The 20,162-nt window shown below is 59.7% G+C and carries 21 protein-coding genes and 2 pseudogenes; 14 read left to right on the top strand and 9 right to left on the bottom strand.

Annotated features, from left to right (window positions below; genetic code table 11):
- Nucleotides 1-40 precede the first annotated feature (40 nt).
- Together PQR32_RS20465 and PQR32_RS20460 are read right to left on the bottom strand one after the other, a co-directional pair.
- Entirely contained in the window at nt 41-421 is a 381-nt protein-coding gene (locus PQR32_RS20465) for a DUF1090 domain-containing protein (protein ID WP_408230827.1), read from the bottom strand.
- Nucleotides 422-656: 235 nt separating this feature from the next.
- Nucleotides 657-1,106 (bottom strand): ester cyclase, encoded by a 450-nt coding sequence (locus PQR32_RS20460; RefSeq protein ID WP_408230824.1) that lies wholly within the window; start codon nt 1,104-1,106, stop codon nt 657-659.
- A gap of 430 nt (nt 1,107-1,536) precedes the next feature.
- On the opposite strand from PQR32_RS20460, the gene PQR32_RS20455 reads away from it, so the two are divergent.
- Nucleotides 1,537-2,169 (top strand): superoxide dismutase, encoded by a 633-nt coding sequence (locus tag PQR32_RS20455; protein ID WP_408231053.1) that lies wholly within the window; start codon nt 1,537-1,539, stop codon nt 2,167-2,169.
- A 57-nt stretch (nt 2,170-2,226) separates the two neighbouring features.
- Entirely contained in the window at nt 2,227-2,730 is a 504-nt protein-coding gene (locus PQR32_RS20450; protein ID WP_408230821.1) for a DUF3455 domain-containing protein, read from the top strand.
- 44 nt (nt 2,731-2,774) lie between these two features.
- On the opposite strand, the gene PQR32_RS20445 is transcribed toward PQR32_RS20450, so the two are convergent.
- The 5 genes from PQR32_RS20445 to PQR32_RS20425 form a co-directional block, all read right to left on the bottom strand.
- Nucleotides 2,775-3,047 carry a hypothetical protein gene (locus tag PQR32_RS20445; protein WP_408230818.1) on the bottom strand — a complete coding sequence of 91 codons (273 nt, stop codon included), beginning with the start codon at nt 3,045-3,047 and terminating at the stop codon, nt 2,775-2,777.
- Between the two features lie 36 nt (nt 3,048-3,083).
- Nucleotides 3,084-4,085, bottom strand: coding sequence for an anti-sigma factor family protein (locus PQR32_RS20440; protein ID WP_408230815.1), 1,002 nt, complete (start codon nt 4,083-4,085; stop codon nt 3,084-3,086).
- A gap of 286 nt (nt 4,086-4,371) precedes the next feature.
- Nucleotides 4,372-5,256: an anti-sigma factor family protein gene (locus PQR32_RS20435; protein WP_408230813.1), complete on the bottom strand. Its 885-nt coding sequence runs from the start codon at nt 5,254-5,256 to the stop codon at nt 4,372-4,374.
- Nucleotides 5,253-5,798, bottom strand: coding sequence for an RNA polymerase sigma factor (locus PQR32_RS20430; RefSeq protein ID WP_408230811.1), 546 nt, complete (start codon nt 5,796-5,798; stop codon nt 5,253-5,255). The genes PQR32_RS20435 and PQR32_RS20430 overlap by 4 nt, the downstream gene beginning before the upstream one ends.
- A 193-nt stretch (nt 5,799-5,991) precedes the next feature.
- Entirely contained in the window at nt 5,992-7,065 is a 1,074-nt protein-coding gene (locus PQR32_RS20425; RefSeq protein ID WP_408230808.1) for a catalase family peroxidase, read from the bottom strand.
- Nucleotides 7,066-7,171: 106 nt separating this feature from the next.
- On the opposite strand from PQR32_RS20425, the gene PQR32_RS20420 reads away from it, so the two are divergent.
- Nucleotides 7,172-7,825, top strand: coding sequence for a universal stress protein (locus PQR32_RS20420; protein ID WP_408230805.1), 654 nt, complete (start codon nt 7,172-7,174; stop codon nt 7,823-7,825).
- An 88-nt stretch (nt 7,826-7,913) separates the two neighbouring features.
- Here PQR32_RS20420 and PQR32_RS20415 read toward each other — a convergent pair.
- A pseudogene (locus tag PQR32_RS20415) lies at nt 7,914-8,337 on the bottom strand (hypothetical protein); the annotation flags it as partial.
- A 420-nt stretch (nt 8,338-8,757) separates the two neighbouring features.
- Here PQR32_RS20415 and PQR32_RS20410 point away from each other — a divergent pair.
- The 11 genes from PQR32_RS20410 to PQR32_RS20360 all read left to right on the top strand — a co-directional run bounded on the left by PQR32_RS20410 (nt 8,758) and on the right by PQR32_RS20360 (nt 18,925).
- Nucleotides 8,758-9,360: a hypothetical protein gene (locus PQR32_RS20410; RefSeq protein WP_408230803.1), complete on the top strand. Its 603-nt coding sequence runs from the start codon at nt 8,758-8,760 to the stop codon at nt 9,358-9,360.
- A 430-nt stretch (nt 9,361-9,790) separates the two neighbouring features.
- On the top strand, nt 9,791-10,600 hold the full coding sequence (locus PQR32_RS20405; RefSeq protein WP_408230800.1) for a type 2 periplasmic-binding domain-containing protein: 810 nt from the start codon (nt 9,791-9,793) through the stop codon (nt 10,598-10,600).
- A gap of 262 nt (nt 10,601-10,862) precedes the next feature.
- Complete coding sequence (locus PQR32_RS20400) at nt 10,863-11,684, top strand: type 2 periplasmic-binding domain-containing protein (RefSeq protein ID WP_408230797.1); 822 nt, start codon at nt 10,863-10,865, stop codon at nt 11,682-11,684.
- Nucleotides 11,685-11,699: 15 nt separating this feature from the next.
- Nucleotides 11,700-12,848 carry a methionine aminotransferase gene (locus PQR32_RS20395; protein WP_408230794.1) on the top strand — a complete coding sequence of 383 codons (1,149 nt, stop codon included), beginning with the start codon at nt 11,700-11,702 and terminating at the stop codon, nt 12,846-12,848.
- Between the two features lie 3 nt (nt 12,849-12,851).
- The gene (locus PQR32_RS20390; RefSeq protein WP_408230791.1) at nt 12,852-13,517 is read left to right on the top strand and encodes a DUF2848 domain-containing protein; all 666 of its coding nucleotides are present in this window, start codon (nt 12,852-12,854) and stop codon (nt 13,515-13,517) included.
- A 13-nt stretch (nt 13,518-13,530) separates the two neighbouring features.
- The gene (locus PQR32_RS20385) at nt 13,531-13,944 is read left to right on the top strand and encodes a cupin (RefSeq protein ID WP_408230788.1); all 414 of its coding nucleotides are present in this window, start codon (nt 13,531-13,533) and stop codon (nt 13,942-13,944) included.
- Nucleotides 13,945-13,955: 11 nt separating this feature from the next.
- Nucleotides 13,956-15,224 carry an MFS transporter gene (locus PQR32_RS20380; RefSeq protein ID WP_408230785.1) on the top strand — a complete coding sequence of 423 codons (1,269 nt, stop codon included), beginning with the start codon at nt 13,956-13,958 and terminating at the stop codon, nt 15,222-15,224.
- Between the two features lie 2 nt (nt 15,225-15,226).
- Nucleotides 15,227-15,529, top strand: coding sequence for a YciI family protein (locus PQR32_RS20375; protein ID WP_408230782.1), 303 nt, complete (start codon nt 15,227-15,229; stop codon nt 15,527-15,529).
- 110 nt (nt 15,530-15,639) lie between these two features.
- Entirely contained in the window at nt 15,640-17,844 is a 2,205-nt protein-coding gene (locus PQR32_RS20370) for a diguanylate cyclase domain-containing protein (protein ID WP_408230779.1), read from the top strand.
- 44 nt (nt 17,845-17,888) lie between these two features.
- Entirely contained in the window at nt 17,889-18,158 is a 270-nt protein-coding gene (locus PQR32_RS20365) for a hypothetical protein (RefSeq protein WP_408230776.1), read from the top strand.
- 35 nt (nt 18,159-18,193) lie between these two features.
- The gene (locus PQR32_RS20360) at nt 18,194-18,925 is read left to right on the top strand and encodes an autoinducer binding domain-containing protein (RefSeq protein ID WP_408230773.1); all 732 of its coding nucleotides are present in this window, start codon (nt 18,194-18,196) and stop codon (nt 18,923-18,925) included.
- 133 nt (nt 18,926-19,058) lie between these two features.
- Here the strand turns inward: PQR32_RS20360 and PQR32_RS20355 are convergent.
- Nucleotides 19,059-19,485, bottom strand: a pseudogene (locus tag PQR32_RS20355) (type VI secretion system ATPase TssH); the annotation flags it as partial.
- Between the last annotated feature and the right edge of the window lie 677 nt (nt 19,486-20,162).

Below are 20,162 nucleotides of genomic sequence, written 5' to 3'. Positions count from 1 at the left end.
TCTTGCCGCCGCCTTCGATCTCTCTTCAGGCCGTGCTCGATTACTGCGACGCTTCCAACTGCACTCTTTCGAGCTCCGCATGCGCCTCATCGACCTTGCGTTGCCGCTCGGCGATTTTCTTCGCGCTCTTGCCGTTGGTCTTCGCTTCCTGCAGGTCGTGCTCGCGCTCAGCGAGTTTCTTTTGCGACGCGGCCACCTTGCGTTGCGCGTCGCTGCGCAGCACGGCATCGGTGCAGTTCGCGTTCATTTGGGCGAGCGCGGTTTCCAGACCATCGACGCGCTTCGCATTGCCGTGCGTTTGCGCGTAGGCGATTTCTTTTTCTATCGAACTGCGCTTCGTATCGCAGCCGTTTGTTTGAGCGGAACAGACCATCGGATAGACAACCATGCCGAGCAGGAATACCTTGACCGCGGTTTCCATGAGAGACCTCACAATCGTGTTTTGTTGTTCTTCCACCGTGCGTTTTGCCGCGATGCTGAAGCTTTCATAATCCGAAACCGATCAATCTTGGTGCCCAGGGCAGACTTTAACCTGGTTGATCAGAGTTTGATTGTGTTACGGCGCAGTCAATCGAAGCGACGGGCAACGTTGTCGCTTTGAATGACTGCGCCGCAAACTCCTGGTTGACATTCACGGTTGACGCCCAGGTCATCGATCACACTGGTTTGATGAGTCCGAGTTGCTGCAGGGCGGTGACGCCGTCGTCCAAGCCGATTTCTTCAACGATCATTCCGTCTTTCAGCCGTAACACGGTCGTGCCGGTGAAGCGCATGGTCCGGCCGGTCGCCGCAGGCAACGATCCGATGAGGAAATCGCTGAATGCTGGACCCGTATGTGTGCCACCACCCTCCCAACGGCCAACGACGTAGTCCCCCTCGGCGATGAGATCGGCGGCGCCCCAGAAGTTGAGGTCCGGGAACGCCTCGCGGAAACCGCCCATGAAAGCCTTGATATCTTCGCGGCCACGGCGCGGCTCGTGCAGCGAGTATTGAAGAAGCATGTCAGGAGCGGCGAGTTCGTCGACGATCCCGAGGTTGCAGGTCTTGCCCCAGAAATCGGTAAACCAGCGGCCCACGACGGCCTTGTTGTCATCTTCTTTGGACATGGTGAATTCCTCATTGACTGTGGTTGAACGAGGGAAACGCAATCGCTTCCCTCTGCCTGAACAATATGGGCGCGAGCAGTCGGCCGCCTGCCGTTTCTTGCTGCAATACTCGCGGATGTGCTCATGCCCCGGCGCGCACGAACGAAAGGCGTTGCGACACGATGTGGCCGGAATGAGCTGCTACGCCTGTTATTCCGCCGACAGCCGCGCGGGCAGATTGCAACGCGACGTGGAATAGATCGCAATGACGAGGTGTTGTATCAGCAGACCGGGTGAACCGGTCGCCCACACAACAACAGGTTCAAACATGCTCAACTCCTTCATTTCCCGGCGACGTCTGATGGCGGCGGGGTCCATGGCGTCATTCAGCGTGCTGTTCTCGAAGATTGCGTACGGCGCGACCGTTCCCGACGCCGAACCCGCCGCAAGCATGGCGACGAGCGTCGTTCCGGCATTTCTCGGCTCGTCGCCGCAAACGCTGCCGCCCCTGCCATGGGCCGACAATGCGCTCGAACCGACCATTTCGGCGCGCACCATCGGCATTCATCATGGCAAGCATCACCGGGCGTATTTCGACAATCTGCACAAGCTCCTTGCCGGCACGCCGCTCGAACAGGCATCGCTCGAGCAGGTCATCATGCAGTCGCATGACCAGCCCGCGCTCGCCGACGTCTTCAACAACGCCGCGCAAGCATGGAACCACAACTTCTACTGGAACTCGCTGAGTCCGGCGCCGAGCGCGCCGAGCGCGACGCTTCAGGCGGCGATCGCCCGCAAGTTCGGTTCCGTCGAGGCGCTCGGCAAGATGCTCGTCGCGACTTCGGCATCGCAGTTCGGCAGTGGCTGGGGATGGCTCGTGCTCGATCGCGGAGAACTCGCGGTCGTCAAGACGAGCAACGCGGAAACGCCGTTCACGCGCGGGCTCGTGCCGCTGCTCACCGTCGATGTATGGGAGCACGCGTACTACCTGGACTATCAGAACCGCCGGCCGGACTATCTGGTCGCAACGGTCTCGCGTCACCTGAACTGGGCGTTTGCCTCGGCCAATCTCGACCGTGTCTGACGAGGGACGGGAGCGGTTGCAGGGTTTCATCGTATCGGGTCAAAAAGGAGCATCGCCATGATTCGCTTGTCACGTAGAACGCGCCATTCGATTGGCGCCGTATGGTTGTTGGCGGTAGTCGGCACGTCGGCTGGCGCCGCGCCGATCGACCCGCCCGATGCGCGAGCGCTCCTGAGCGCGACCGCATCCGGCGTCCAGATTTACTCGTGCGAATACGATGCGAATCACACGCTCGGCTGGGTATTCCGCAGTCCGCGTGCCACGTTGTTCGACTCCAACGGGACCGCGGTGATCGAGCATTCGGCGGGACCCGCCTGGGAAGCCCGCGACGGCAGCCGGATCGTGGGCCATGTCCTCGCGCAGATGCCAAGTGAAATGCCGAACGGCGTGCCGCAGCTCCTGCTGGAAACACATTCGACGGGTGCGAAGGGCATGTTGAGCGAGGTGCGCTACGTGCAACGCACGATGACCGCAGGCGGAGTTGCGCCGGCAGCGCCTTGCACCGTCGAACATGCGGTGGGCAACTCGCCGTACATCGCCACTTATATTTTTTTCAAGTAGCAAGCGGCGGCAGACGTTACCCCTTGCGGTCATGATCTGTTAAATTAATTTGGATTACTACAATTGAAAAGCCCGGCGCGCAGGGGCACGACGCCTTGTCGCGGCGACAGAATCCGATCGTCGGCGCGCGAGGACTCGCCCGCGCCGAACGCGAACACGTTGCCCGCGCGCACCACGGCGACGGGAGAATCCGCGCTGACAAGCGTCCCGGCCGCGCGTGCCGGCGAGGACAGCGCAGCCAGCAAGACGATACTCAAGGTCCATGCCCGCAGTCGATAAGCCATGTGCTTTGCTCGGAAGTTGACGATGCCGGGCAACGCCGGTCTCTTCAACACGACAGCGAAGCGGTCGAATCAGTCCGCGACTGGAAGAAGCGGCGTGTCGAGGGCAGCAAGCGGAATGGGGGCGGGCAGGGAACCGAACAGCGGCGCGGCGCGGTGGCTGGAAATGCTGTTGCCGAGCGCATTCAGATCGATGCCGTCGCGCGGGCCGATCAGTGCGTAACCGAGTTCGGACTGACGCCAGGTGACGACGGTCATCGACGCAACCTGTTGCGTTGCCGTGCGCGCGTCGGGCTTAACCTCCTTCATCACGCACAATGCAACGGGCGCGCCTCGTTCGGGCAGGTAGACGATCTGAACGAGCGGCTTGTTGTTGAAACGCAGGCGCTGCACGCGCTTGAACGTGAGGCCGTAAGCGCTCAGATCCGGAATGTGAACGGCGAGGCCATCGTTGTCGCGAATCTGCTCGGTGGTTTTCGCCACCAGCGCAGGATCGGCTTCGATGTTGGCGAGCGTGTCGCGAGAATAGAGCTGCTGATAGCTGGCGGCGGCTGCAACCCAGGGCGACACCCCCGTTCCCACCGACGCCAACGATGCGCCTGCCGTCGACGCGGGCCCGGCGCCGCTTCCGAGGCGCAGCACGAAGCCGCAGGCAAACGCACCCGCGACGAACGCGACGGCAAGCCACGCGGGCGCAATTCGCAGGCGCGAGCGGATCGGCGCTGACGCCGCGGCGCCAACAGGATGCGGCACGACGGCGTCGTTGGCGCTCGCCTCGCGCCCGACCGGCGCGGCCGTGCCTTGCGGGCTGGGCGGCTCGTTCCACGCGAAATCCTGTGCAGGCATTTTCGCCGCACGTGCCATGTCGCCAATTCGCGCGCTCAGGCTTTCGGGCACCGGCGGCAGAGCTTGCTGCGCGAACGCTTGCGCGTACGGCAGGCGCGACGTCCTGAGCCACGCGACGCGTCGCGTGGCCTCGGCAGAGCCACTCAGCGCGCGCTCCACGGCTTCGCGCTCGCGGGCCGGCAGCGTGCCGTCCACGTAGGCCATCAATTCGATGTCGTCCGGATTCATAGGGCCTGTCTTCGCTCTTTCGCGGAATGGGACGCATCGCCCAAACCCGCATGACGCCATAAGGGCTAATGACATAACACCCGTGGCTCGACATTATTCCGTCGGGCCCTCAAGATTCTGTTCGGGCCGCGCGAGCGCGTTCGCCGTTGAGCGGCGGGGTCGCGGCTGCGTTTTGGCCGCGCCTGAGTATGTCGTCTAACGCGCGCCTGGTGCGGTAAAGGCTTACCGCGAATCGCCGCGCCACGGCCCGAAGCGCCGCTGTCACGCGACGCACTCGGGCATGCCGTCATCCGGACGTGGGACGCGCGATCGGCGAGGCATCGCTGAAGAGCGGGGCCATGTCGAGATTGGAGATGCGCTTGCCGAGCGCGGCGAGATCGACGTCGCCTGACTGTCCGATGAGCGCATAGCTCAACTCCGCTTGTCGCCACGTCGCGACTTCCATTGCATCGACCGTCTTCGTCGCGACCGGCTGGTCCGGCTTCGAGTCTTTCATCACGCACAGTGCAATGGGCGGGCCGTTTTGCGGCAGATAGACGATCTGCACGAGCGGCTTGTTGTTAAAGCGCAGGCGTTGCACCGACTTGAACGTCAGCCCTGCACTGGTCAGGTCCGGAACGCGCAGGGCGAGCTTGTCGTCGCTGCGGATATCTCTGACGATCTTCGCGGCGGCCTCCGGATCTTCCTCCGAGTACGAGAGGGTCTCGCGCGTGTACAGCTTCTGATAGCCGACCGCCGCCGCCACCCACGGCGATACGTCGTTGGCGGCCATCCGCGCGCCGCCGCCCGCAAGCGGGCCGAGCTGCACGAACAGGCCGCAGGCGAAAGCGCCGGCGACGCAGGCCGCGGCAAGCCAGACCGGCATGCCGCGCAGGCGCGAGCGCACGGGTTCGGGGGGCGTTTTTTCGCTGGCAGACGGGACCGGGTCGTTCGATTCCCGGGCGCGATGCGCGCGGACCATCTCGTCGACCTTGAGCTTCAGCGAATCGGGCACCGGCGGGAGATTCTGTTGCGTAAAGGCGTCCGCGAAATCGAGCCGCGAAGCGCGCAGCAGCGTGACCTTTTCCCTTGCTTCGGCGGACTCGCGCAGTTGCGCTTCGACCGCGCTGCGATCCTCGGGCGACAGGCCGCCGTCCACGTAAGCGAGCAGTTGAGCGTCGTCAGCCATCATGCGATTGAATCCTTTTGTGTCTTCGCGGGCCGGGCCTTCGGCGTCTCGCCGCCAAGCAGCGCGCCGACCGCCTGGCGGGCGCGCGACAGGCGGCTCATGACCGTGCCGATGGGCACCTCGAGCACGTCGGCGGCTTGCTGATAGCTCAGGCCTTCCACGGCGACGAGCAGCATCACGATCCGCTGCGCCTCCGGCAAGCGTTCGACTGCGTCGATGATCTGCCCGTGCATCAATTGCGTTTCGGGACCCCGGTCGACGGGGTCGGGAAGATTTTCGAGGAAGTCGTCGTCCCAATCGAAACTGGACCGTCTGCGCACACTGCGGGCACGCAACTCGTTGATCCAGGTCGAATGCACAATCGAGAACATCCAGCTCAACGGAGCCGTGTCGGGCTGAAGCTGATGGGCGCGTTCGAGCGCGCGCAGGCAGGCGCGCTGCACGAGATCCTCGGCGTCATGCTGGTCCCCCGACAGGCGAAGCGCGAACGCCCACAAGCGCGGCAGCATTTCGGGAAGCATGCCTGGTAAATCCACACCGTTCATTGAACGAAAATCTCCCATGTTCCCCGGGACGTGTTCGACAGCGTTGCGAACCCGTCGACCTCGCACAAAAAATTGCACTATCGTTCGCCATCGTTTTTTCGCTACGAGGTTCGAACGGTGTAGTTTAACTTGAGACCGCGCAACGTGTGAAAGCGGTCTTTAATGCGTCGAGGAGGTCTCGATGCCACCCGTTCTAACGGCGATGTGTGCCAATTCCCGCCTCTTCGCGCGTGCGCCGGTTGAACGACACCGCGTAGGCCGCCGAGCGCGCGGCGAGCAGCGGATCGTCCGAGGGCGCGATGCCATAGGGAAGGATCAGCGGATCGAAATTGATATCGCGGCAGGCGCCGTCGATCTGGCTTTCGGCGCGCTCGATCACGATCGTGCCGGCGTCCACCCGATGCAATTCGCGCTCGGCCGGCCATGCGCGCGTCGCGTCGTCGACCGGGTCCCCCGGGCCTGCCGGCGTCAGCATGAGGCGCCAGGAAACGGGGCCGGCCTGCAAACGCAGGTCGAGATCGTGCGCGAGAAAGTCGGGATCTCGCGCCGGATTGGTGCGTTCGTTCGACGGCGCATAGGGCGTGTCGGGAACCACGCTCCAGCGGACGAAACGCGCGTTGCCATTGGCATCGACGAAACGGAACGCGTCGATGCTGAAGTAACTCGCGTTATAGAAAGCCGTGGAAGGCGGATGGGTATCGACCCACTGGTGAAAGGCCGTTGTTTCGGGGTGCTTCGCAAGAAACGCGTTCAGTCTCGCGGGATCCGGCCGGCCGGTCCGCGCATCCGGGCGCAGCGCCACCAGTTGCTCGTACAGCGCTTGTGGCGTGGCGACCTGAAAGATCGGCACGGAGTTCATTGCAGTGCGCCATTGCTCACCGTTGCGCACCGAGAAGAGCAGTGCAAAGCTGCGCACGGATGCGTCGGCGTCGTCCTGGGCGGGATTGCCGCCCGGTGCTGAGAGGCGGCCGATCACGGGCATGCGGCCGCGCTCGAACACGCTCGCGCGCGAAAGCGCAGCGCCGTTTCCGTTGCTGTCGAAATAGCCGCTCACGCATACGCCTTTGGCATGATTGCGGCGAAAGCCGGGGTGCCGGCCCATGCTGTTCTCGAAGGCGTCGATCATCCGGGCGGGCGTCAGTGCCGGCTCGCTGCCCGGCCAGTGAATCCAGCCCGCGACCCACGCGAACGCTCCTGTGACAGCCGCAATGACGATCACGATGAGGGCGTAGCGGAGCAGAAGCGCCGATGGCTGGGGTCGGGACATGATGCAGCGTGAAAGCGAACGCGCCGATCCAGAAAGTTGACGAGTATAGAGCAGGGTACGTTTCGGTGCAGGGGCCGCGCAATGGAATCTATTCGCGGCGAAATGCGTGTTTCGCTATCTCGCGACGGATTGCCCGATCTCTTTGGCGCTGAATCGTCTTCGTCCGAACGCCTGGGGTTGCGGTTTTATTCCGTCACGGCAAATAGCCGCGATCGAAAGAAACGTTGCGCTTTTCTGGAATACCTCGTCGGCTGCAGGTGTTATGGGAATGCCAGAACCGCCGCCACTCCCTTCGTCGCTCGATTCGAGGATCCCCATGCCTGACCACTACAATCTGCTCGTCTACTACGATGGATCGCCTGAATCCAGATCAGCATTATTGCGCGTGACCCGTTTGGGATATGCGTTGACCGCTACTGTGCATGTACTGTCGGTAGTGGACATTGGCGCGGCTGTCGGCGGCAGTCTTGGATACCTATCGGACATGGCGTGCTCACAGATGGAGGGCACGGCAAAACAGACTTTGCAGGAAGCGCTGGATCATTTGAGAGAGAGCGGAACGGTTGCACGCGGCTATGTCGCAGTGGGTAACGTGGTCGATAGCATGACTAATTACGCAAGCATGCTCAACGCGGACCTGCTCGTGCTGGGTCACCGGAATCCGCGCGGAATGGCAAGATGGTTAGGTCAGCCATCCAACCACGCGGAGCTGGTGAAACGCGCGGCGGGGCGTGCTGTCATTACCGTGCCGTTGGACTAGATGATGGCGCGATCGCCGGCATGGATGTGTGCAGATACTCGGCGATATCCTCCGTCGACCAGTTGCCCAAACCGGTGTACGGAGTGCCCGTAATCTCCGGTGCGTACCATCCCTGCAGCGCGCCGCCTTGCAACGCCGCCTTGTCGCCGCCGAGGAAGTTCTTCGCGCTGTGGCACGACGCACAGTGACCGAGCCCTTCGACCAGATACGCGCCGCGATTCCATTCCACCGACTGCCTGTCATCGTTTTTAAACGGCGTCCTGTCGAAGGACAGCAGGTTCCAGCCGAATGAACTGCGCATCGGTCCAGTTGCCGATGCCGCTTTCCTTGTCGGGCGTGATGTTGCTCGCGACGATCTTGCCGAACGGCGTTTGCAGCGGCAGTCCGCCCGCGAAGGGCTGGCCGCCTTCGGCCGTGTGACAGGCGATGCAGTCGCCGGCGCGCGCCAGATAGAGGCCGCGTTTGACGGCGTCGGCGTCGGCGTCGGCGGAAGCGAGCGGTGCGGCCTTCGGAGAAGGTGCATTGAGTATGCTCTGCGGATTGGGCTTGTCCTGCGCGTGCGCATTGCCCGCATGATTCCACGCGACGAATCGGCAGTGCACCATTTGCACTTGAGCAGATCGTATCGCCAGGCCTGACGCGGCTCGCTGATCGCCTTGGCGATGACGCTTTACTTCACGCGGCAGTACGGAGTGCGATATGCCGGTTACCCGGCATCTATTGCTGGCGATGTACCTGTTCGGGACGCGAGACCAATTCGAAACGAGCCCGCGGCGTGTCCCTGAGGACGAGCTTTTGATCCCGACGACGAGATCGATGGTCGGGCGGACGGAGCAACCCGACGAGCCCGTATCAGCAGGCCCACGCGCGATACACCGCCGCCGGATTCGGGACGAACTCGTGAGGAACCCGAACACGACAATCGAGGACCTGTGGCGCAAGGCGTATCGCATCACGTCATGGCTTTACGACCACGATCGGACCTGGTTGCTGGCAACGCTCTCATTGCCCTACGCGGCAACTCCTCCGGTACGTCTGCTGTGATCAAGGTGTCGCCGGAGGACGAACGTTTTGCGGCACACGTCGACGCGACAGCCGCCACGTTGCTCAGCCAGGCTGGCAAACCGCAACAGGTGACGAAAGAACGCCTGCTCGCGGCATTGCCCCTTCGCGTGGCCGACACGCCCGCGTATCGTAAGCGCTACCCGAATACGCTTGCACGGGTGACGGAGAACAGGGAATCGACGTGGCATTTCCGGGCGCGCCGAGCCTGGTGGGCGTACGGGGTACTGAGTGCGCGGGGTGATCCACTTTCTGTAAACGAAGCGGCGGTCCTGTCAGGTGTTGGGTATAACGCCGTGCTCGCCATCGTTGAGCACTGTGGCTGGACGTCGTTGCTGTCACGCACTGCACAGCACGATGTGCTGCAAAAGCTTGCTGAGTTGGGCATTACGCAGAAATGGGATGGTCCACCGGCGTGGCGAGGTCGAGCGATTGGCGGCCGTGCCTATCAGCGCGAGATATCGGATCTATAGATGGGCGCGCTCACGGCTTCGGTGAACATGCTCCATGCTAAACGTGCAGCATGAATCTTGTCGCTTGTTTCCCATCGCAGCCATGTTGCACGACACCCAGAGAACGGAAGGAGAGAGTGTGTGAATAATTTTCAGGGCAGGCTCAGACCGGACTTCTCTGATGGAAAGCTTCTTGAGAATTCGTTGGCGTGGCTTCAGCACAATAAAAAGGAAAGCTCCGGATTTCCCGTTTCAAACGAATTGTCTAGATCCGGTGGTTTCGTCATCGGATGACAGCGATCAGCTTGTCATTGAACGACCGTATCAGAGGAATCGGGTTCTACCCCGTTTGATGCCGAAAGTCAATCACAAACCACACCGGTGTTTTCGTGATCTCCCGTGTGTACGATGCGCTAAGACTAGGCGACATCGCCGCACGACAGGGCCAACCATGCACTTCACCTTTGTGACTGAGTTCTCTCCGGCATCGTTACCGGCGCAAGCCGTGTGGATTTTCGCCGGCATATTCAATGAGCCGGACGAGGCGCTCTTCAATGTTGTCCCTTTGTACGACTGGGAAGCCTCGTCTCTCAATATCCTGAAGGAAGTGAGCGGCGGGAAACTGGACGGTGCTGCAATTCTCGCAGATCACTGCCAGTATGCACCCAGCGACGGCGGAGATGCGGTGTCGCGGTATGCGCCGAATCGGGGCAAGTCTGCAAGCCAGTCGGTTGCGAGCGACTCGATAGTTTTACTCGCCAACGCCGCGGCACCGGCTGGAGGGCTTTGGACGAAACGCGCCATCACGAGCATGGGTGACCTTCAGGGCGCTCGAGTGTGCGCGTTTGATGTTGAGTCGAGTGTGTTGCTGCGGCAGCTCGGCGCGGAGCCGGTGACCACTGATTGGTGGCATGTAAGAGAGCGCGTGGCCGCTAAGGAAATAGACGCGGTGCTGTGTTCTGGGGACGGGGCGGCTTCTCTTTCGCTATCACAGCATTTCCGTTACTTTTCCGCGGTTCGTTATCCCGGATCTGCATGCGCTCTGCTGATCTCGGCACGCTCGTTTACGCGGCTATCGACAACACAACAGGATGCAGTTCGTCAGGCGGGTAGGTCAGTCGAACATCAACTCGCGGCAGTGGCATTCTATCAGGAGCAAATCATTTTCGAGAATATGCATGACCTTGGGGTGCATGTGGACTCTCAACCTTCGGCGGAGCTAAGCGCAGCATTCGCTGGCAGTCCATTGGTCGTAGCGTGATGCCGAGCAATTGGCCACCGGGAATCGCCCAATCATTACCTATCCCCTTCCAGTTCGGCAATCGATTGTCAATGGGAACTGGATGCAGTGATTTCCTGGAGACCTGCCCCTAAACTTCGGCGCGCACGGCAAACCCGCGAAGCACTCGAAGCACTCGAAGCACTCGAAGCACTCGAAGCAATGTGCGCCGATACCCTCAGGAAATGATATGCGCTTGATATTTGCAACGGAGTACCCCCGGGAGACCTTGCCCGGCGAAGCAATGGCAGTTCTTGCTGAACTGGTGAACGACGCCGGTGGCTCTGACCTGACAGTCGAATCGCATTTCGAATCAGATCAGTCCCTCTTTGCTGCAGACGCCCCTGCACTCGGCGGGATTGTATTCGGCGCATCCTTGTTGCAGCATGCAAAAGAGTTTGAGCTTGCCGCTATACCGCGGGGTGAGAAGGGACATGCATCCGAGCAGGACGTAAAGCGTTTTCAACGTATCTTCGACGACTGTCTGCGTCGCGAAGGGTTTCGCCTGCTTGCTACCGTGCCCATGCCGCCAACGGGCGTGTGGTCTTCACGGGAGATCGATAGCGCGACGAGCCTCGTCGGGTTGCGGATCAGGTCGTACGACGCCCTGTCGCGCGAAGTCTTTTCGTCGATTGGCTGTGCCGCAACTAATTTGCCATTTTTCCGGTTACGCGCCGCGCTTGAGGCGGGAGAATTTGACGCGGTCCTGTCCTCGGGAGACGGAGCTGCGGGGGACCTTCTGGCCAGTCACTTCGGGCACTACCTGCCCGTCGCCTACAGCACGCCTTTGTGCTTTCTCACTGTCCAGGATGTGAGTTTCCGGGCGCTATCGATGCGTGGGCAGCGGACCCTGAAATGGGCCGGACGGGAGGTCCAGTTCCGGTACTGGACGCGTCAGACCGGTCGAGAAGAAAAGAATCTGAGGGCGATACAGGACCGCGGCATACGAGTGAGTCGCAGTCTTCCCGGAGACGTCATGGAATTGCTGGAGAAAAAGATGGAACTGATACGACGTCGGCTAATTGCGGAGCATGCCTTGGCCGACGTACTCGTACCGATTGCCTGAGTAAGGAGTGCGACCGTGTCGTCGATTGTTTCTGATTCAAGGCTTCCGCACATCAAGGGTTCCATCTTTGCGACGATGGCCCGCGCGGCAAAGAAGTACGGTGCAGTGAACCTATCGCAGGGGTTTCCGGATTTTGCTCCTGACCAACGGCTGCTGGATGCGCTTTCCGAGGCGGTCCAGGGCAACCACAACCAGTACGGCCTTCCCGAAGGCTCTGAGACATTGCGTCAGTCCATCGCGCACATGTTTCAAAACCTCTACGGACTCGGGTTATCCGCTGAGACCCAAATCACCATCACTGCAGGCGCGACGCAGGCCATCTCGGCGGCGATCAGCAGTCTCGTTCACGCTGGAGAAGAAGTAATTTTCTTATCGCCTGCGTTCGAATCGTACGCGCCCGCCGTTCTTCTCGCCGGTGGCGTTCCCGTCTGCGTGGAGCTCAGGGCTCCGACGTTCGAAATCGACTGGGATGAAGTCGAAAAGAGCGTGACGACGCACACGCGGATGATTGTCGTGAACAGCCCACACAACCCGACGGGTCGGTGCTGGACGGCGATCGATGTGGACAGGCTTGCGCGGATCGCTGACCAGTACAACCTTCTCGTGCTGAGCGACGAGGTCTATCACAACATCGTCTTTGCCCCACAACAGCACATTACAGCAATCTCGGATGCACGACTGCGCGAGAGAACTGTTGTGGTGGGCTCGCTCGGCAAAACAATGCACGTTACCGGCTGGAGAATCGGATACGCAATCGGTGCGCCAGCCTTGACCAACGAAATCCGCAAGGTTCTCCAGTTCAACACGTACGCTGCGCCCACGCCGCTGCAGCAAGCTATGGCTGCCGTACTGGATGACGCCGCGTATTCCGATTTGCCGCAGCTCTTTCTTCAGAAGCGCAATCGCTTTCTTGAGGGACTGGGTAGCTCGCGCTTCAGCTTAATGCCAACCGGCGGCGGCTATTTCCAGATGCTCGACTATTCGGCGATATCCGAGCTTCCGGATACGGAGTTTGCCAACCATCTCATCCAGTGCCACGGTGTTGCCGGGCTGCCGATGTCCGGGTTCGGTTCTCAGTATGCGCAGTCGAAGCTCCTGCGGTTCTGTTTTGCCAAGAAAGAAGAAACACTCGACGCGGCCACCGCCATTCTCCGCGCAGTCTAAACCATGAACGTACACGAAATCACCGAACAGGGCGGCCGCAGCCACGCGATACAACTGGTGGCGAAGGCTCTCACCATTGCCGGATGGACCGGCCGGAATCCGGAGGCCGTTCAACACCACATTGATGAACTCGTGGCGATTGGCATTGCGCCGCCTAAACAGATTCCGACGCTTTATCGCGTGGCTCGCGCCCTGCTCACGACTGAACCGGTCATCGAGGCCGTCGGGGCAAGCTCAAGCGGCGAGGCGGAGTTTTGCCTTTTTAACACAGACGGCCAACTGTACGTCGCGGTGGGCTCAGACCACACTGACCGGGCGCTCGAGACACATGACGTGGCGCTTTCCAAACAGGTCTGCGCAAAGCCCTTGAGTGGTGACTGCTGGCGATTCGATGAAGTGGAGGACCATTGGGACCAACTGATCCTACGCAGCTTTGCCACAACGGATGGCATCGAGCGGTTATATCAGGAAGGGTCCGTAGCCGAGTTGTTGCACCCGCGGGAATTGCTCTCAAGGATTGGGGTGCCATTCGACCACGGCAATGTCCTTTTCGGAGGCACCGTGCCCGTCAAGGGCACCATGACTGGCGCCGGGTTCTTCCGCGTCGAACTGCACGACCCGGTACTGGGCCGCACTCTTGCCTGTGAATATCAAATCAAAGTTCTTTGATAGGAGAACATCAATGCTGAAGCCACATCTTGAGTTTGTCTCGCTGGACCTGACTGAAGGCTGGAGTGTGCCCCCGGGCTATCCGCAAGGAATCGAGGAAAAAGTTCTTTGTGGCTCCCTTTCCCCGCAAACGAGCGCCGGCTGCAGAACCCGACTGCTTCGCTTCGCAGCGGGCATTTACACGACCGCACCGTTTGTGCATGAGTACTGGGAAGAAGTCTACCTCGTGCAGGGTGACCTGACGGTTGGTAACGACGCGAACGGGCAAGGCGGAACACCGTTTGGTCCGAACACATATGCGTGCCGCCCGCCTGGCGCGTTTCATGGCCCGTTTAAGTCGGAAAACGGCTGCATGCTCCTCGAAATCCACTACTACGCGAAAGAGCACGCTATTGCAGCGGCGGTACCGGCCGCGGTGGCGGCGTGAAAGGATCCGCTATGGAAGCGAACGCCCAACGAAGACTACGACTCGCACAGTGGACAGCATTCTGGCTCACCATTGTGGCATACATGGTGTCGTTCTTTCATCGAGTTGCACCTGCAGCACTATCGATTGAGCTACAAAAGGCATTCTCCGCTACGAGCACGGAACTCGGATCCATCACGGCAGTTTTCTTCTTTGCCGTGATGGCCATGCAGATTCCGACCGGCGTTATTGCCGATACCTTGGGGCCGCGGCGGATACTGGTGGTCGGCTGCGTGACGGCGGCGCTCGGCGCTTTTGTCTTCGCGAGCGCTCACACGGTCGAAGTCGCGTGCGTCGGACGTGGGCTTATTGGTCTCGGCGCCGCCGTCCCGTTCGTCGCGCTGCTGCGATTGAACGCGTCGTGGTTTTCGGCACGGCAGTTTGCGACGCTGAGCGGACTTACCCTGCTCTTTGGTAACCTGGGATCAATATTGTCGACGGCGCCGCTGCAGATGATGTCGCAGATCGTTAGCTGGCGCGTCGTCATTGGCGGCATCGGCGGTCTTACCCTCGTAGCCGGAGCGCTCATCGCGGTGTTCGTGCGGGACAAGCCCGCCGACCTTGGACTGCCGCATCCGGACGGCCAACGCAGCGTTCCTCCGTATTCCCGTCCGTCGTGGGTCCGGCAGTTGCGCGATGTCGTTACGAACGCACGTACGTGGCCGTGCTTTTGGGTGGGATTTGGCATCTGCGGGACGTTCTTCGCATTCACCAGCCTATGGGCAGTACCGTATCTGGTCAAATTCATCGGTCTGAGCAAGGGCGAAGCATCCATGCATGTCCTGGTCATGATTCTCTGTCATTCGGTCACGGCGCTCTTCTTGGGGCGGGCGTCCGATCGGCTGGGTAACCGCAAGGGCCTGCTGCTGATCCTCGGAGCTGTTTATCTCGTCTCGTGGATGCCCATGTTGGGGCCGATGAACGCGTTCTCTGGCGAGAGCTATGTCGTATTCGCGATTCAGGGAATGGCCTCCACCAGTTACACGCTCATCTGGGCCATCGCCAAAGAGGTGAACGATCCGAATTCGGCGGGCATGGCTATCGGAGTCACGAATACCAGCATGTTTATGGCTGCGACGATCCTGCAGCCGCTCATTGGTTCTCTGATAGACCGGTTTGGTATGCAAGGGATGCCCTATTCCATCGCACTATTGGCGGCGGTATCCGGAGTCGGTCTGCTTGCCGGGATGTGTCTGGTCGAAACGCGAGGAAAAAACATTTACGTAGAGAGGGCCATATAACGATGCTTTACTCGTTTTATAACATCGACGCGCCAGGCACAGACCTGAGAGCGACGCTACGCCCAGCACACCGCGAGTACCTCGCGAAATTCGCCGAACAGTTTGCCTTCGCTGGGCCGCTGCTGGCGGAAGACGGGGTGACTCCAGTTGGTAGTTTGCTTGTGCTCGATTTTGAGACTGTCGAGGAGGCGAACGCTTTTATTAAGGCGGAGCCGTACACGGTCGCAGGGCTTTATGCGAGTGTCAGTATGCGGCCGTTCCTCAACCTATGGCAGCAGCGCAAGGGCTTTCCCGAGCCTCGTTGACGAGCTTTAGCCTGTGCCCGGCAGATGCTCCTTGCGGTGGGGCGCTTCTCACCAGAATCGCTCGGCGCATTCTTTACAATCGCCAGAGCGCGCACCGAACGATTGACGACATGTCCACAAACCCTCCCGTAAAACGCCGGTTTCGAAGCGTTATCCTGATTCCAGCCGTGGGCGTCCTGGTACTCGCCGCCGTCTGGATTGGTGTGCTGACCCGGCTATCTACGGAAAGGGTGGAGGTGTTACAGGCGGCTCAGTCCAAGGCGGATGTCTTGGCTGATGCTCTGGTTCAGCACACGGAGACCACGATTCACGATGTGGATGTCATCGCGCTCGTGGTGAAACTTCAGTTCGAAAAGGACCCAGCGTCAGTGAATCTGAAGGCACTGCAAGACGCGGGGTTTTTCACGAGAGAAACCGCAGCCCAAGTCTCGATTGTCGACGCCGCCGGACGTATTTTACAAAGCACCATCCCTTACGCCGGCGGCGTATACATTACCGATCGCCAGCACTTTGCGGTCCATCGGACAGCTGGCGTACCGGGACTCTATATCAGCAAACCAGTGCTCGGCAGGGTCTCCGGGAAATGGACCATTCAACTGTCGCGCCGGCTGGAGACAAAGGACGGGGACTTCGCGGGCGTGGTAGTCGTCTCCGAGGATCGGCGCTACCTGACGCGCGGCTTTACTGACGTCGCTGCGCTCGGCGAGAACGGCTCGGCGGCCGTCTTCCTACAGGACGGCTCGAAGCTCTCGGATGACGCGACCGAGGAGGAAGCAACAGGCAGGCAGGCTAAAGGTCGCGATAGTCGAGAATCTACGAAGACAGTTGCCGACCAGATAGCTGCGCGGCGTACCGTGCCGGGCTACCCGCTTCACGTCGAGGTGTCCCTTCGTCGTTCGGACGCGCTGGCGGCCTATAACAACATGAAATCGGTGTATCTGACGAGCGCCGTCGTGCTATCGATCTTTTTCGCGATGTTCGTGAGCGCGATATCGGTACTCGTACATCGCCTCTTCAAGAGTCGCGACCGGCTTCGAATCCTCTCCGAGACCGATACGCTCACGGCTCTGTGGAACCGCCATGGCTTACTCGCGCGGTTAAACGAGGAAATTGCAAGGCAGTCATGCGTGAACCACGTCGCTGTCGTCTACATCGACCTTGGCAATCTTAAGCAGGTGAACGACACGCTCGGCCACGAAGCGGGTGACCAGTTGTTGAAGAAGATCTCCGTGCGACTCAGGCAAGGGCTGTCGCCTCACACCGTCGGGCGGTTTGGCGGTGATGAATTCCTTGTGATTGTGACGCCTGACGATAGCGATGCGGACGTCTATCCTGCGACACAAAAGGTGATAGATGCGATCGTCACCATATTTGAGGCGGCGATCACGTTGCGCGGAAACGTCTTCAATATCCGGGCAAGCATTGGAGTCTCGATACGTGCATGCAGTGAGAATGGCGTTTCGACGCTTATTCGCGAGGCCGACGAGGCGATGTACGCCGCCAAGGCGCAGATGGTGAGTACGCACAAGACCAACTGGCGATACTATTCAAACGAGATGCGCGAGAGCGGGCGTCTCGCGGTTGAAAACGAACAGCGCTTGCGCATCGCATTGAGCGACGGTAGCCTCCGGCTTACCTTCTACCCTATCCGTGAGTTGCACAGTAAGCAGGTGGGAGGCTTTCGCGTTGCAGTTGCCGTCCTGGAGGAGAAGGGCAATCTGGTGCCTGTGAACTCCTCCCTGTCAATCAACGAAGAAAATGGGCTACTTGGACCGATAACTGAGTTCGCCTTTGCTCAGCTCTGCCTCACCCTCTTGAGTTGGAAGGAAGATGGGGCAGCGCCCGCACGGCTTACGTACCCACTGGACAAAGAACAATTTCTCAATGTCGACTGCGCCCGCATTATCCGCGAACTCGTGCGGAGGTTTGAATTTGTGCCGGACGCATTCGTGCTGGAAGTACCGGAAATAGCGTTTTTTGACGAACCCGTCCTCGCGGCAGAACGCGCCATTGCACTTGCCAGCACAGGGGTGTGCCTGATGCTTGGCTCCTTCTCGGGTGGCTTTGATGCGTTTAAGTTACTCGAGAATAGTCTGATCCGAGGTGTGGTAATTGGACCCCAGTCATCTTCGGCTGATATATTGGCCTCGGCGGTCGAGTGCGTAACACATTCAGGCCGGACAGTTATGCTGGAGTCGGAAGAGCTATCTGCAAAGGTAGCCCCTAGCTCGTCGGTATCAGTAATAGATTTTCTCGACGCCCGTCTCGACGCAAACGCAGCCATTCGATTATTGAGACAGCTGTCGAGTCCTTGAAGAAGGTAAGCTTACGTAAGTGAGACTCATGGCCGACTCAGCAAGTGAAAAATCGGGAAATTGTTGTTTATGCGGCTGAAGTCGCAGTCGGACGCGAGCGCGTAAGCGTTCGACTGCTGGTACGTGAAGCACTGATGCTCCTTGAGCGGGAGCTGATTCAGGCGGATGGCACATGCTTCATCCACTCCGTTTCGGTCGATGTTCACGCCGCCACGTACGACTATTTGATTGCAGACCCGTATTTCACGCAATTGGAACGGCACTATAGTGCAATTCAAGAGAAAATTCGCCAGCTTGTAAACCAAGAGGAATGAGCGAACCTAATATTTTCTGAGAGGCTGTGGAGGGAATGCAAGTGAATATCGGGAAAGTACTGGCCGCAATCAATGTGCTCGGCGAGTGCGGACACGACATGGAGCTTCATCCGCGGCTCAGAGCCATTTTCTCGCAGCTCCAAGTTCCCTCGTTTATCTTCAGTTCCTTCCGCGTGGACACGAACGGACCCACGACCGATTATCGCTTCCTTGTTGGATGCAACCCGGAGTGGATTCAGATCTATCAACACCGCCACTGGTACAGCAATGACCCGTATCTCCAGTACGCGCGGTTCAATGCGGTGCCATCTCGCGGCAGTAGCATCCAGATAACGAGCGCGGGGCAACGCGATATGCGCGCTATGGCACGTCAATACGGGTTTCGGAGCAACCTGATCGTCCCCGCGCATTCACGCGCAACATCGCTTCTCGGCGTTTTGCATGTGGCGAGCGAAATCGAAGTTGAGGACGGTGGGGAAGCACGATTGTTTGAATGGCAAGCGCTCTTACGCGCAATGGCGATGACGCTTCTTGATGTACGCATGATGGCGCAGCGCAACTTGATGGTCGCAAAGTTTGAACTCGATGACCGCGACCTGACTGCACTTCGGCTTGTGCTGGTAGCGGAACCAGCACAGGAAGTAGCGAAGAGCTTGGGACTCTCGGTCGCGAGTATCTATTCCATGTACTCGCGGATAAACGAGAAAATGGGCACAAACCGAATCAACGAGGCTGCGCGTCTAGCGCAACAATACGATTTGCTGTAAGTGGCTACGGCACTGTTATTCCGCGACTTTAGCCCATTCGGCCGGTGTAATAGTCATTTAGCAGATTTGCGATGCCGTCCAGACCTGTTTGGTCCTGCAAGGCTATCGTGTGACCTGCTTTTGCCTCAGCCTTTGGTGTTGTTGCGATAGCGCCGGACGTCTTCCCGGGCACTTCTGGTGCGAATGCACTGTTGTCGTACGCCGCGTCCGGCGTTTCCAGGGAGCCGTCGATCCACGCCGTCAGCGCTTCATCAAGGCCTTCAATCGGTATTTTGCCGAAGGAGGTGAGAACGATAGCAGCACGCGACGCAACTCTGGCGTCGTCAGAAGTGCGGCGAGAATCCATGCGCTGCGAATTCGCTGATCGCTGTAATCCGACATGGCGAGCGACCACGGTGTTCGATCAAGGACTCAATGTGATGCGAGAAATCCCTGATCGAGCTCGCACCAGCGGGCAACGCAGCAAGCGCACGCGCGGTATCACGATCCAGGTCATCACGCTTGATCCCGGCGTGCCTGACTATCCGGTGCAGATCACTGCCCGGGAGTTGCAGCAGTTGTAAGTCGACGCAACGCGCATCCCTCTTGAGCAACATGAGCAGATCGGCGGTCAGGTCATTTTTCAGCGATTAGCACCTGCGCCGGCGAAAACGCACTATCACACGAACGCCGTGACAATCCGCTCCCCTGCAATTATCGAGAGACTTGTGGTATGGGTGCCGCTGTCACGCGCGCCGTGTGCCGCTCGCAGGTCAACGCGAGATCTCCTCAACGCTCGCTCTTGATTGATCCGGCAGTTTCCGAACCTGCACATAAGGGCGTGGGCAGATCCATGACGCGACGCTGCCGCGCCTCAGCCGTTCGTCAAAGTCACAAACCGGTGTCGCCTTACCATCCAACACGAACCTGTTTGAACGCATGGGCGATGCCAACACGTCGCCGTGTACGTCGCCCAGCGCCGCGACCGTTCGGTTGCGCAGTTGCGCCAAGCCTTATCGCTACGCAACCGCATCGCGAACTGCTGAACGCCGCTCCGTCGCAGGGTGAGATTCCATTTCTTTTGTGTCAAACTTTATTGTCACGAGTTCCTTGCGTCCATTGAGTCGAGAGGCGTTTGTGTCGAACTCTATTTGCACGGACCCTAGTCAGGAAAATCGCTAGGTGTCTGATTTTATTGAACGCCTTGTGTCAAACTCTATTGTTTGTTCACAGGAGGCCGGCACCCACCCAGATCACG

Source organism: Paraburkholderia dipogonis, from assembly GCF_046027395.1.
Classification (GTDB): Bacteria; Pseudomonadota; Gammaproteobacteria; order Burkholderiales; family Burkholderiaceae; genus Paraburkholderia; species Paraburkholderia dipogonis_A.
Note: the sequence above shows the minus strand (reverse complement) of the source record. Positions and strands in the feature narration are given on the sequence as shown.